Below are 13,828 nucleotides of genomic sequence, written 5' to 3' on the forward strand. Positions count from 1 at the left end.
GGAAACACCTGTATCCATTCCGAACACAGAAGTTAAGCCCTTCAGCGCCGATGGTACTAGAGGGGAGACCCTCTGGGAGAGTAGGTCGTTGCCGGAGTTCAATTTAAAAAAAGCCTGGCTATTTCAGCCAGGTTTTTTTTTGTTTTTGTGCGCCCGGCATGGGCGTTAACTCGGTGGTGAAAGTCAACTGCAGGCAAGGCAGCACTAGTCTGCTAGCCAAAGGCAAGGGTGTCCATCGCGAGGTGGAATCCGAAGGAAGCCGGAGGCAAAACCACGGCTCGATGAACAAGAACCCCATACGGGGGTAGACCGAGACGCCCAGCATATTCAAAGAACTTGACGGCTGGATACGCCGGCGGCTGTGCATGTGTCTATGGAAAGAGTGGAAGCGAGTGCGAACAAGATATCGCGAACTTCGGCACTGGGACTACCAGAGCAAGTAGTGCAAGAATTTGCTAATGCTCGTAAGGGCCATAGCGAATGGCTCATGGGTCAATGAATATAGCCCTGGGCAACGCCTACTGGCAAACCCAGGGTCTGACGAGCTTAATCGAACGTTATCAGAGACTTCGTCAAGCTTGGTGAACCGCCGGATGTGGACATGCATGGGATGCGGACACGCATGTCCGGTGGTGTGAGAGGACGGGGGTTAATCGCCCCCTCCTACTCGATTTTATGTTTTTTTAACCGGTTTCTTATAATGACATAGATAGTTAATGCATAAAAAGGCAGCAATTTTATCAGAGGATGAATGGGTGAGTCGAATATTCCGAATGCAAGGTAAATAAAGAGTAGTGCGGCAAACAATATCATTATTATGAATTTTTCATTATCGCTTAAATTATCATTCATTCCTGTATTCCTCCATTATATTATTGATTAACTCTAATCTAAGCAAACAGCAGACATTATCAATACCATTATTATGCATACTAGTCTTTGCTGTTACCTTGTATTCTATAGCAATAATAAGAGAGGTGTCAAGAATCTTGTGCCTAAATTGGAAATTTTAAAGAAACCTATTGACAACAGCTCCAGCACTTGATAAAATATCCTTCAAACTCACAAAAGACCCGGCGGCAGGCTGTTTCTACACGAAGGAAGGTTCTGTTGTCGGGCATTGTTATAATTATTATCGGCTGTTAAATAATAAACGATCCAACTCAAAATATAGGTTGACGTGAGATAGAGTATACATAAGATTTTGTGGTTTTATTATATTGCTGTTGATTGCTGGCTACTGAATGGTTTTAGATGATTAAGCAAAATAAAGTTAAACTGTAGGGTGGCGAAAAATTGTTCTTTAAAATTATTGTATAAAGGTTTTTTGAAAGGGTTTATTCTATATCGCATGTACATTTATGAAAATATTTTACTAAAACAAAATCCGATGACGGAGATATAAGACCTATTGCAGCCATCTTCAGAGAGCCGGTGGACGGTGCGAACCGGTGGGCGGATAGGTTGTATGCTCACTCCCGAGGAGAAAGCCTGAAAGGGGTAGCTTTATAAGGGTGTGCCTTGTAAAGTCACCTTCAGTAGGGCTTTACGGGTGGTCCCGTTACAGGCCAGGGTTTGTTAGAACCTGGTGAGGCTTTGTACCGTGAGGTACAGGCAAAGTAGGGTGGTACCACGAAAGAGAACCTTTCGTCCCTTCAGGGCGAAAGGTTTTTTTGTTATATCGTTACGGTCAATGGTTTTAAGCAGGGATAAGAAAGGAGGACAACGATGAAACACATACTGGGCGTGTTGGTAGCCAATCAGCCGGGCGTTCTATCAAAGGTGGCAGGGCTTTTCAGCCGCAGGGGATTCAACATCGAAAGTCTAGCGGTAGGCGTAACTGAGGACCCCAGCATTTCGAGAATGACCATAGTTGTGGATGGGGATGAAAAGGTGATTGAACAGATGGCAAAGCAGCTCAACAAATTGATCGATGTCATAAAGGTGGCCGACATAGCGGAGGATTCGCTGACCAGGGAGCTTGCTTTGATAAAGGTACAGGCAAACCCTGGAACGAGAAACGAAATAATTCAGATCGTCAACGTATTCAGGGCTCAGGTTGTGGATATAAGCAAGGATTCCATGATTATTGAGATAACCGGCGACGAGAAAAAGGTCAATGCACTGCAGGAGATGCTAAAGGACTTTGGGATTAAGGAAATGGTTCGCACAGGCATCATAGCCGTTGACAGGGGGAACAAACTCATTAAAGACGAAAATTTATAAAATTTACTGTTTAAAATTAAAATTTACGATGTGGAGGAGGAATAAGCGATGGCAAAGCTGTATTATGATCAGGATGCCAATTTGGAATTATTGAGTGGTAAGAAGGTGGCCGTAATAGGGTACGGCAGCCAGGGCCATGCTCATGCGCTCAACCTTAAGGACAGCGGAGTTGATGTGGTGGTAGGCCTATACAAGGGCAGCAAATCATGGAAGCTGGCCGAGGAAGCCGGGCTTAAGGTTATGGAAGCTGCTGAAGCTGCAAAGCAGGCTGACATAATCATGATTTTGATACCCGATGAGAAGCAGCCAAAGCTGTATAAGGAGAGCATAGAACCAAACCTTGAAGAGGGCAACATGCTCATGTTTGCTCACGGATTTAACATCCATTTCGGCCAGATTACCCCGCCGGAGTATGTGGATGTGGCCATGGTAGCGCCCAAAGGGCCGGGGCACACTGTGCGCAGCCAATACCAGGAGGGCAAAGGGGTGCCGTGCTTGATAGCGGTTCATCAGGACTACTCGGGCCGCGCTAAAGACCTTGCCTTGGCTTATGCAAAGGCAATAGGCGGTACGCGTGCTGGCGTGCTGGAGACCACCTTTAAGGAAGAGACCGAGACTGACCTCTTTGGAGAACAGGTTGTGCTGTGCGGCGGCCTTTCAGAGCTTATTAAAGCAGGGTTTGAAACGCTGGTGGAGGCAGGGTATCAGCCCGAGTGCGCATATTTTGAATGTTTACACGAGCTAAAGCTCATAGTGGATCTGATAAATCAAGGTGGATTGAGCTACATGAGATATTCTATAAGCGATACTGCCGAATTTGGGGATTACACAACTGGCAAGAGAATTATAACCGAGGAGACGCGCAAGGAGATGAAGAAGGTTTTGGCCGAGATACAGGACGGTACTTTCGCCAAAAAGTGGATACTTGAAAATCAGGCCAATCGTCCGCACTTTAACGCCATGCGAAAGAGGGAACAGGAACATCCAATAGAAAAGGTGGGTAAGGAGCTCAGGAAGATGATGCCGTGGATTCAGAATAAATGATGAAGGGGGATGACAGGTGCCGAAAAAGGTATATATATTCGATACAACCCTTCGAGATGGAGAACAATCGCCGGGTGTGAGCTTAAATGTTCAGGAGAAGTTGGAGATAGCCAGGCAGCTTGAGCGCCTTGGAGTGGATGCAATAGAGGCGGGATTTCCTGTTGCCTCGAAAGGCGATTTTGAGGCGGTAAAGGCTATAGCGCAAAATGTTAGAAGGCCGGTTATAGTAGCACTGGCCCGTGCTGTGAAACAGGACATAGACAGGGCATGGGAAGCCATTAAGTACGCTGCCCGGCCCCGTATTCATACTTTTATTGCCACTTCCGATATCCACATGAAGTATAAGCTTAAAATGGAGCCCGAGGAAGTCTTAAAGCGGGCTGTAGAGATGGTATCCTATGCAAAATCCCTCTGCGAAGATGTTGAGTTTTCGCCTGAGGATGGGACTAGGACACGGCCGGAGTTTCTCTTTAAAGTGCTGGAGGCTGTCATCGATGCCGGCGCTACCGTGATCAACATACCGGATACGGTGGGCTATGCCATGCCCGAGGAGTTCGGCGCGCTCATAAGGAGTATCAGGGAAAACGTTCGAAACATTGACAAGGTCATGTTAAGCGTACACTGCCACAATGACCTGGGGCTGGCAGTGGCCAACTCCCTTGCAGCCATTAGAAATGGTGCTCAGCAGGTCGAGTGCACCATAAACGGATTGGGCGAAAGGGCCGGAAATGCTGCTCTTGAAGAAATCGTCATGGCCATTAAAACGAGGAGCGATTACTTTAACTACTATACCGATATAGTGACTGAGCAGATATACCGTACAAGCACCATGGTCAGCCATTTAACCGGTGTGCATGTCCAACCCAATAAAGCCATTGTCGGCGCCAATGCCTTTGCACACGAGTCGGGAATCCATCAGCACGGCGTGCTGAGCAATCGTCAGACCTACGAGATTATGACGCCGGAATCCATTGGCTTAAAGCAGAGCCAGATGGTGCTGGGCAAGCATTCGGGGCGCCACGCTTTTGAGGAAAGGCTGAAAGAGCTGGGCTTTACCAACCTCATGCCCGAGGAGATAAACGCCGCTTTTGAGAAGTTTAAGGACCTGGCAGATAAAAAGAAATACGTGATGGATAAAGATATAGAGGCCCTTGTGAATGAAAAAGTGTTAAAGGTGCCTGAGACCTATGAGCTGGAATACTTCCATATATCCAGCGGCAATACCTCCATTGCTACGTCTACCGTGAAGATCAGGCGGGACAATGAGATATTCGAGGAAGCGGCATGTGGAGATGGACCGGTGGATGCTACGTTCAAAGCCATTGATCGGGCAATTGGTATAGAGGTCACGCTGAAGGATTATTACCTGAGAGCGGTGACCAGCGGTAAGGATGCCCTGGGAGAGGTAACTGTTAAAATAGGCAAGAACGGGGATGTATACATTGGCCGCGGACTCAGTACCGATATCATAGAGGCCAGCGCTAAAGCATATATAAACGCGATAAACAAGATGGTTATGGAACAGAACAGCAAGAATGGACATAACGGGGAGGAGAAAGGCGATTAGATTAGCGCTTGCATAGCACTTGCGGACATCAGCCGTTTTAAAGAACACACAGGGCTGATGGATGAAGCAAGTAAATTGATTCGTTTTAGGTATAACGGCAGTCCAATAGCGGAGTGTTATTTTAAATTTTCTAGCGATTTGCTTTTTTCAATATATTATTGCAATAAAGTTCAATTGTTATTACAATAAAAATCATAAAAACTTCAGGGATAAGGAGTTGATGGAGAGATGGGAATTATGTAAACGGCAAAAAGATCTTTATCTATGATTCAACCTTGAGGGATGGGGCTCAGGCTGAAGGAATTTCATTCACTGTAGGAGATAAGTTGAAAATAGCAAAAAAACTGGATGAATTTGGTGTCGATTACATCGAAGGGGGGAATCCTGGTTCCAATCCCAAAGATGTTGAGTTTTTTGAGAAGGTCAAGGATATCGAGTTTACCAATGCCAAGCTGGTGGCGTTTGGCAGCACGCGAAGGGCTGGCATAAAGCCAGATGAGGATGCCAATTTGGCCGCCCTGCTGCGAAGTGAAACTTCTGTGGTGGCCATATTTGGTAAAAGCTGGGATTTTCATGTCACTGATGTCATTAGAACCACCCTGGATGAGAATCTTAACATGATATATGACTCGATTGCCTATATGAAGCAAAACGGCAAAGAGGTCGTATTCGATGCCGAGCACTTCTTTGATGGTTATAAAGCCAATCCGGAATATGCTTTGAAGACCCTTGAGGTGGCTGCACAGGCCGGAGCTGACTGGCTGGTGTTGTGCGATACCAACGGAGGGTCATTCCCTTCTGAGATTGCCCAGATTGTAAAAGTGGTGGTTGACAGGTTTTCATCAATTCCCATAGGCATACACTGCCACAATGACGGTGGAATGGCGGTTGCCAATTCCATAATGGCGGTGGAACAAGGAGTAGTCCAGGTGCAGGGTACATTTAACGGATATGGCGAGCGATGTGGAAATGCTAACCTGTGTACCATCATTCCCAATTTGCAGCTCAAGCGCAATTTTTACTGCGTTCCGCCGCAGAGCATAGCTGGGCTGACCAGCGTGTCGCGCTATATAAGCGAACTGGCCAACATGGCGCCCAATGAACGTGATCCCTATGTGGGGAACTGTGCCTTTGCACATAAAGGCGGCATGCATGTGGATGCTATACTCAAAAATCCTGCTTCCTTTGAACACGTTCCGCCTGAGTCAGTGGGGAATGAGAGGCGCATATTGATGTCCGAAGTTGCCGGACGCAGTACCATACTTGGTAAGATTCAAAAGGTGGCGCCATGGGTTACAAAGTCATCGCCTGAAGTGCAAAAGATAATAGATGAGTTGAAGCGCCTAGAGCATGAGGGTTACCAGTTCGAAGGAGCCGAAAGCTCATTTGAGCTCCTGGTGAGAAGGGCGCTGGGCAAGGATCATAAATTCTTTGAGGTAAAAGATTTCCGCGTGCTGTGCGAGGAACCCTGGCAGGGGGATTACAGCGCCTCGGCCATTATCAAGGTAAGAGTAGACGGGGTTGAAGAGGTTACGGCTGCAGAGGGCGATGGCCCGGTAAATGCCCTGGATAAGGCACTGCGTAAAGCTCTGGAGGTTTTCTATCCTCAGCTTAAGAAAATGCGCCTTACTGATTACAAGGTTCGAGTGCTGGATACCTCAAAGGCCACTGCGGCCAAGGTGAGGGTTCATATAGAATCCACTGATGGAGAAAGGGTGTGGGGTACTGTAGGAGTATCCACCAACATCATTGAAGCAAGCTGGAATGCGTTGGTTGATTCTATCGAATATTTCCTTTATAATGAGATGGGGATGTAGAAAGGAGCTGGAATATATGGGGATGACCATGACTCAGAAGATACTCGCCGCTCATGCAGGGTTGGACAAAGTTGAACCAGGACAGCTTATAATGGCCAATGTGGACTTGGTTCTGGGAAACGACATTACTGCCCCCGTGGCCATTCGCGAGTTTAAGCGAATGGGTGCCAAGAGGGTTTTCGATAGAAAAAAGGTGGCGCTGGTACCTGATCACTTTACTCCTAATAAGGATATCAAGTCGGCTGAGCAGTGCAAAATCATCCGCGAGTTCGCGTATGATATGGAAATAGAGAACTATTTTGAAGTGGGCCAGATGGGCATAGAGCATGCGCTGATACCCGAGAAGGGGTTGGTGGTGCCGGGGGATGTGGTCATTGGCGCCGATTCCCATACCTGCACTTACGGAGCGCTGGGTGCATTTTCTACCGGCGTTGGCAGCACCGATATGGCGGCTGCCATGGCCACCGGCCAGGCATGGTTTAAGGTGCCCGAAGCCATCAAGTTTGTGCTCAAGGGCCGTTTGAACAAATGGGTGAGCGGCAAGGACGTAATACTTCACATCATAGGCATGATCGGAGTAGATGGCGCCCTTTATCAGTCCATGGAGTTTACCGGTGAGGGTCTGGCCAGCCTGTCGATGGATGACCGGTTTACCATTGCCAATATGGCCATAGAGGCAGGTGCCAAAAATGGCATCTTTGAGGTGGATGACAAGACGCTGGAATATGTAAAGGAGCATTCCACTAAGGAATTTAAAGTATACAAAGCCGATGAGGATGCCAGATATTCGAAAGTGTTTGAGATAGACTTGTCTTCTATCCCGCTTACTGTGGCGTTCCCACATCTTCCTGAGAATGTTAGGACGTTTGACGAGATAGGGGATATTCCCATAGACCAGGTGGTAATAGGGTCGTGTACCAATGGTCGGCTTAGTGACCTCAGGATTGCGGCACAGATACTGAAGGGCAATAAGGTGCATCCTCGTGTGCGTACAATCATCATCCCTGCAACTCAGAGGATATACCTTGAGGCTATGAGAGAGGGGCTTCTGGAAATATTCATAGAGGCCGGTGCTGTTGTGAGCACTCCTACTTGCGGTCCCTGTCTGGGTGGACACATGGGCATACTGGCAAAAGGCGAAAGGGCAGTGGCCACCACCAACAGGAATTTCGTGGGACGAATGGGGCATGTGGAGAGCGAGGTTTACCTTGCCAGCCCGGCTGTGGCTGCGGCTTCGGCTATCACCGGAAAGATTTCTTCGCCCGAGGAGGTAGTGAAATGATACAGGGAAAAGCGATTAAATACGGGAACAATGTGGATACCGATGTAATTATCCCTGCTCGGTATTTGAATACGGCTGACCCGAAGGAGCTGGCGGCGCATTGTATGGAGGACCTGGATCCGGAGTTCAAGAATAAGGTGCAGCTGGGGGACATAATAGTTGCCGGTACCAATTTCGGATGCGGTTCGTCCAGGGAGCATGCTCCTATTGCAATCAAGGCTTCGGGTATAAGCTGCATTATAGCCGAGACCTTTGCGCGCATATTCTATCGCAACGCCATAAACATAGGATTGCCCATAATGGAATGCCCTGAGGCTGCCAGGGATATAAAGGATGGTGACCAGGTGGCTGTAGATCTGACAACCGGTGAGATCATTAACTTAACCACTGGTCGAACCTACAAAGCCGCGCCATTTCCACAGTTCATGCAGGAGCTCATAAAGGCTGGCGGTCTGGTTGAATACGTCAAGGAAAGGATGGGGGCACAAGGATGAAAATTGCTGTAATACCAGGTGATGGCATCGGGCCTGAAGTGGTCAAGCAGGCGATTGTGGTGCTTGAGGCTGTGGCACAAAAATTTGGACACCGGTTTGAGTTTCAGGAGGTGCTCATGGGGGGAGCGGCGCTGGATGCGGTGGGCGTGCCGCTCCCGGATGAGACTCTAAAGGTATGCTTAAAAAGCGATGCCGTGCTGCTGGGAGCGGTGGGAGGCCCCAAATGGGATGACCTGTCCGGGCATTTAAGGCCAGAAGCAGGGCTTTTGGGGATACGTAAAGGGCTTAATCTGTTTGCAAACTTAAGGCCCGCAAAGGTATTCCCCCAGCTCAAATCGGCTTCTACCTTAAAGGAAGAGGTGCTGGGGGAAGGGCTCGATATACTGGTGGTGCGCGAGCTGACAGGCGATGTTTACTTTGGCGACAAAGGAAGGGCAGAAATCCCCGGCGGTCAGAAGGCGTGGGATACCGCTGTCTATTCTACGCATGAGGTTGAGCGGGTAGCCCATGTGGCGTTTAAGATTGCCAGGGGTCGGCGCCGCAAGGTCACCTCGGTGGATAAGGCCAACGTCTTGGAGAGCTCCAGGCTGTGGCGCGAGGTGGTATCGCGGGTGGGGCAGCAGTATCCAGATGTGGAGCTGAACCACATGTATGTTGACAATGCCGCTATGCAGCTCATAAGAAACCCCAGCCAGTTTGACGTAATACTTACCACCAATATGTTTGGTGATATCTTGAGCGACGAGGCTGCCATGCTTACAGGATCCCTGGGGATGCTTCCTTCGGCCAGCCTGGGGGAAGGCAAGCTGGGGCTATACGAGCCGGTTCATGGTTCTGCGCCCGACATTGCCGGCCAGGATAAGGCAAACCCCATAGCCACCATCATGAGCGCTGCCATGATGCTGCGTTACAGCTTTGGCCTGGAGCAGGAGGCCCAGGCTGTAGAGGATGCAGTGAGCAGGGTGCTTGAGCAGGGGTACAGGACGGCGGATATTGCCACGCCTGGCACTATCGTTGTGGGCACTCGAGAGATGGGGCACCTTATTGCCCAAAATTTGTAAAAATATGGCTTTGAATTTTTATCAAAAATTCACATGGCGGGGTAGAGGTGAACTCGCATGCCTTAAAGTGGCTGGTCAACTTGTCATATCATGAGAATAAAAATATTACTATAGTTGCTGGTCGGCTGATAATGACGGCAAAATAAATGCTTGGTATAAGAGGAATAAATGTGTGCTGCGATGACATAGGTGTGTAAGAATGTATGATATAATGGAGTAGTGCGATAAACTGGTGGAAATGTCCGATTCTGTGTAAGAGGCTAATATCTGCTGTAAGGGGGAAAGAGGGGTGTATGCTTCCCCGAGGATTAGACAAAGGTATTCGATAAATAAGCGGCGTTTTGTATGCACTATTATCTGTGCGGGTATACTCATTGCTTTGATGCTTGGGCTACCGTCGTGGGTAGCCCGTAAAATGTTTGGCTCTTACTACAAGATATCGGATTTTGCCCCTGAGCATTTGGAGATGTACTTTACCATTGGTGAGGAGCAGGGCGTCCCTTGGTACTATTTGGCCGCTGTGGATAAGGCAGAGGGCGTGACGGCGGAAGATATAACCGCTGAACGGATAGGCCGGATAGCCATACAGCTGCGTGGGATAGAGAATTCTAAGCAGCTTGAACAGTTCCTCGAAGCGTACAGGAGTGACAAGGAATTTTATAGAAAGGTGCGAGAGGAGCTTGGCAAGCTGGAGCGCATACGCCGGGTTTACGAAGATAAGGTGTTTCCCATAGCTCAGGGTTACGAGTACGATTATAAGGATGGATTTGGGGATGCTCGTACTTATGGAGGGGAGCGTACCCACGAAGGAATTGATATAATGTGCGACAAAGGTGTACCGGTCGTGTCGGTGTGCGATGGGGTGGTTGAGAAGAAAGGATGGCTGGAGCTGGGTGGATGGCGTCTGGGCATCCGGGGTAAGGATGGCATATATTACTATTACGCACATCTGTCCCGATATCATGAGGATATATGCCAAGGCAGCAGGGTAAAAAAAGGACAGGTTATAGGTTATGTAGGGGATTCAGGATATGGAGAGGAAGGCACCACGGGAAAATTTGATCCCCATCTTCACTTTGGGATGTATGAAGGGAAGGAAGAGGTGGCGGTCAATCCTTATCCCTTTCTGAAGATGTGGGAGAAAAATAAGGTAGCTGTGGAGTAATGTTTAAAATGCTCGTAAGCGTAATGAAAACCAGCATTTTGTTAGAATTAAAAATTTACAATGGTGGAGGCGATATTATGACTGTTAAAGAAGCCATAAGGGCGCGGAGGACCATCAGAAAGTATAAGCAGGAGAGGATCCCGCTGGAGGTGCTCAAAGAGCTGGTGGACGGAGCCAGGCTGGCGCCGTCTGCTGCAAACCGCCAGCCTCTGGAATACTTGATTGTGGAAGATCCGTTTCTTTTGGAGCCGGTATTCAGTACATTGGGGTGGGCCGGTTATATCAAACCCCATGGGACGCCCAAGGAAGGGGAAAAGCCTACGGCTTATATTGTGGTGCTCATAAATCGCGAATTGGACAGCGCATGGGCCAAACACGATGTAGGGGCTGCTGTTCAAAACATACTGCTGGGCGCGCAGGAGTATGGCATAGGGTGTTGCTGGATTGGCTCTGTGGACAGGGACAGGCTGCGTGAGATACTGCAGATTCCGGAGAAGTACATCATCGATTGCGTCGTGGCATTGGGGTATGCGGCTGAAAAATCGGTGGTCGAAGATGAACAGGGCTCAATAAAGTATTACAAGGATGAAAACGGTGTGCTGCACGTGCCAAAACGACGACTGGAAGACATAATGCATGTAAACAGGATACACAGTTAGTAAAGAAAATTTACAGTTGTTTTTACGTCAAGAAGCACATCCTTTTATGTTTGTTTTTTACAGCCTTACCAAGATTCGCCAGGTAAGCTCGCCTCTTTTAAGGGTGGGATGCAAGGCGCTTTAAGAAGCCCGGTGTGAGCCATGATCAGGTGTAGGGTTGGACCGGCCCGAACTCAAGCTTCTGGCAAGGGAGGCCGATGCGCGGCTACTAGGGAACAATCCCTATATCCGTGTAAGTTCCCCCTCGATAAAAGAGGAAGCCTGTCTTCTTTGGAAGCGGGAGGAAGCTACAAATGCGAAAAAGGAGTGTAGTGTGTTATGGTAAGCGACAGGGTAAAGAAAGGTATTGAAAAAGCGCCGCACAGGTCCTTGTTTAAGGCCATGGGCTATATCGATGAAGAGCTTGAGCGGCCTTTGATAGGCGTTGTCAACGCTCACAGTGAGGTGGTGCCTGGGCATCTGCATTTGGATACCATAGCTCAGGCTGTCAAGGATGGGATACGCATGGCCGGCGGAACCCCGATAGAGTTTCCCACTATCGGGGTGTGTGATGGGATAGCCATGAACCACGTGGGTATGAAATATTCCCTGGCTTCCAGGGAACTGATAGCCGACAGCATAGAGGCTATGGCCATGGCTCACGGGTTCGATGGTCTGGTGCTCATTCCAAACTGCGACAAGATAGTTCCAGGTATGTTGATGGCTTGTGCCCGGCTCAATATCCCTTCTATCGTGATAAGCGGCGGGCCTATGCTGGCCGGTAAAAAGGCCGGTAAGGTTTTGGATCTAAATTCGGTATTTGAAGGGGTAGGGGCGGTGGCTGCCGGGAGGATGACTCCTGATGAGCTCAAGGAGATAGAGGAATATGCATGCCCGGGATGTGGCTCCTGCTCGGGCATGTTTACGGCAAACTCCATGAATTGTTTGGCAGAGGTTTTGGGCCTGGCTTTGCCCGGGAATGGTACCATACCGGCGGTGTATGCTGAAAGGGTGCGCCTGGCCAAAAGGGCAGGCATGAGGATTGTTGAGCTGGTGAGGGATAATATACGGCCGAGGGACATTTTGGTCCCCGAGGCTTTTGAAAACGCATTGGCCGTAGATATGGCACTGGGATGCTCCACAAATTCAGTCCTTCATCTGACTGCCATAGCCTATGAAGCGGGTGTTCACATTAATCTGGATATCGTGAACAGGATAAGCGAGCGTACGCCCAACCTCTGTAGGCTAAGCCCTGCGGGGCCATATCATGTTGAAGACCTGTATGCAGCCGGTGGGGTTCAGGGCGTTATGAAGGAGCTATCCAAAAAAGGACTTTTGCATCTTGAGCTTTTAACCGTTACTGGCAAGACAGTAGGGGAAAACATCGCAGGAGCACAGGTTCTGGATCACGATGTCATAAGGCCGATCGATAATCCGTATAGCCCCACAGGAGGTATAGCGGTATTAAGGGGCAACCTTGCGCCTGATGGCGCTGTGGTTAAAAGGTCTGCCGTTGCTCCCGAGATGATGGTGCACGAGGGGCCGGCCAGGGTTTTTGATTCGGAAGAGGAAGCCTTTGAAGCTATACTGGGTGGCAGGATCAGAAAGGGAGATGTGGTTGTCATTCGCTATGAAGGGCCAAAGGGTGGGCCTGGAATGAAGGAAATGCTGTCTCCCACATCGGCCATTGCAGGGATGGGGCTTGATAAGGACGTAGCTCTTCTCACCGATGGGCGCTTTTCAGGGGCAACCCGAGGCGCTTCCATAGGCCATATATCCCCTGAGGCTATGGAAGGTGGGCCCATCGCAGTGGTGCAAGAAGGCGACATCATAAGCATCAATATTCCCGAGGGCAGGCTGGATATAAAGATAAGCGAGCAGGAGCTCAAGGAGCGGCTGGCCAGGTGGAAGGCACCTGAGCCCAAGGTAAAACACGGCTACCTGGGAAGGTATGCAAGATTGGTCACTTCGGCCAGCACTGGTGCGGTGTTGAAATAGTTTATATTGAAAGATTGTAACTTGATTTTATACCTGTTGCAGGCAACCGGTTCCGTTTTATGGAGTTTGGTATCGTAAAGGGACTTGGTTGCCAATTTTTTTATTTAAATGTTATTTTGAGGTAATAACAAAAGGAATTTCTGTTACTTTTTCAATCATAAAAGTTATAAATTTACAATGTAAAGTTATTTTACAGTATGGGTTGACTTTGAATAATTATAAACAGCAGTTTATATTTAAATAGCAAAAGCATTTTAGAAATTATGATAGAATTCTATAAAAACCAGCAACTTAATTATAAATTTTTTTGTATTATTATGCATTGTACATCATCGTAGGGTGTATTAAAAGTGAGGCAGCTAATTGTCTATCTAGCTGGTTTTATCAAATTGACTTTTAAAAAATAGTTGTTATATGAAGCAAAAAATGATATAATAAACAATCTCAGACTTCGCACATAAAAAATGAGCTCTGAACCTTGAAAAATCAACATTTTTCGGCATAAAAATATAGAAACATCCTCTCTTTTATGGTAT

The 13,828-nt window shown here is 48.2% G+C and carries 11 protein-coding genes, 1 rRNA gene and 1 other annotated feature; all 12 genes read left to right on the forward strand.

Annotated features, from left to right (window positions below):
- Positions 1–97: ribosomal RNA gene (rrf, locus tag BM241_RS11005) — 5S ribosomal RNA — on the forward strand; the annotation flags it as partial.
- Between the two features lie 262 nt (positions 98–359).
- Positions 360–443 (forward strand): hypothetical protein, encoded by an 84-nt coding sequence (locus tag BM241_RS12845; RefSeq protein WP_242948391.1) that lies wholly within the window; start codon positions 360–362, stop codon positions 441–443.
- Between the two features lie 938 nt (positions 444–1,381).
- Positions 1,382–1,658, forward strand: a binding site (T-box leader).
- A 70-nt stretch (positions 1,659–1,728) separates the two neighbouring features.
- Positions 1,729–2,226, forward strand: coding sequence for an acetolactate synthase small subunit (gene ilvN, locus BM241_RS11020; RefSeq protein ID WP_092282789.1), 498 nt, complete (start codon positions 1,729–1,731; stop codon positions 2,224–2,226).
- A 48-nt stretch (positions 2,227–2,274) separates the two neighbouring features.
- Positions 2,275–3,270, forward strand: a complete 996-nt coding sequence (gene ilvC, locus BM241_RS11025; RefSeq protein ID WP_025748725.1) for a ketol-acid reductoisomerase — start codon at positions 2,275–2,277, stop codon at positions 3,268–3,270.
- 16 nt (positions 3,271–3,286) lie between these two features.
- On the forward strand, positions 3,287–4,837 hold the full coding sequence (locus tag BM241_RS11030; protein ID WP_092282790.1) for a 2-isopropylmalate synthase: 1,551 nt from the start codon (positions 3,287–3,289) through the stop codon (positions 4,835–4,837).
- 254 nt (positions 4,838–5,091) lie between these two features.
- Positions 5,092–6,654 (forward strand): citramalate synthase, encoded by a 1,563-nt coding sequence (gene cimA / locus BM241_RS11035; RefSeq protein WP_092282791.1) that lies wholly within the window; start codon positions 5,092–5,094, stop codon positions 6,652–6,654.
- 16 nt (positions 6,655–6,670) lie between these two features.
- Complete coding sequence (gene leuC, locus BM241_RS11040) at positions 6,671–7,936, forward strand: 3-isopropylmalate dehydratase large subunit (protein ID WP_025748722.1); 1,266 nt, start codon at positions 6,671–6,673, stop codon at positions 7,934–7,936.
- Positions 7,933–8,430 carry a 3-isopropylmalate dehydratase small subunit gene (gene leuD, locus BM241_RS11045; protein ID WP_092282792.1) on the forward strand — a complete coding sequence of 166 codons (498 nt, stop codon included), beginning with the start codon at positions 7,933–7,935 and terminating at the stop codon, positions 8,428–8,430. The genes leuC and leuD overlap by 4 nt, the downstream gene beginning before the upstream one ends.
- A complete protein-coding gene (leuB, locus tag BM241_RS11050) occupies positions 8,427–9,491 on the forward strand; it encodes a 3-isopropylmalate dehydrogenase (protein WP_092282793.1) in 1,065 nt (354 codons plus the stop codon). The genes leuD and leuB overlap by 4 nt, the downstream gene beginning before the upstream one ends.
- A gap of 289 nt (positions 9,492–9,780) precedes the next feature.
- Entirely contained in the window at positions 9,781–10,656 is an 876-nt protein-coding gene (locus BM241_RS11055) for a M23 family metallopeptidase (protein WP_092282794.1), read from the forward strand.
- A 77-nt stretch (positions 10,657–10,733) separates the two neighbouring features.
- The gene (locus BM241_RS11060) at positions 10,734–11,315 is read left to right on the forward strand and encodes a nitroreductase family protein (RefSeq protein ID WP_092282796.1); all 582 of its coding nucleotides are present in this window, start codon (positions 10,734–10,736) and stop codon (positions 11,313–11,315) included.
- Between the two features lie 318 nt (positions 11,316–11,633).
- A complete protein-coding gene (gene ilvD, locus BM241_RS11065) occupies positions 11,634–13,292 on the forward strand; it encodes a dihydroxy-acid dehydratase (RefSeq protein WP_092282795.1) in 1,659 nt (552 codons plus the stop codon).
- Positions 13,293–13,828 lie beyond the last annotated feature (536 nt).

Origin of the sequence: Caldicoprobacter faecalis, assembly GCF_900115765.1 — a bacterium.
Taxonomy (GTDB): Bacteria; Bacillota; Clostridia; order Caldicoprobacterales; family Caldicoprobacteraceae; genus Caldicoprobacter; species Caldicoprobacter oshimai.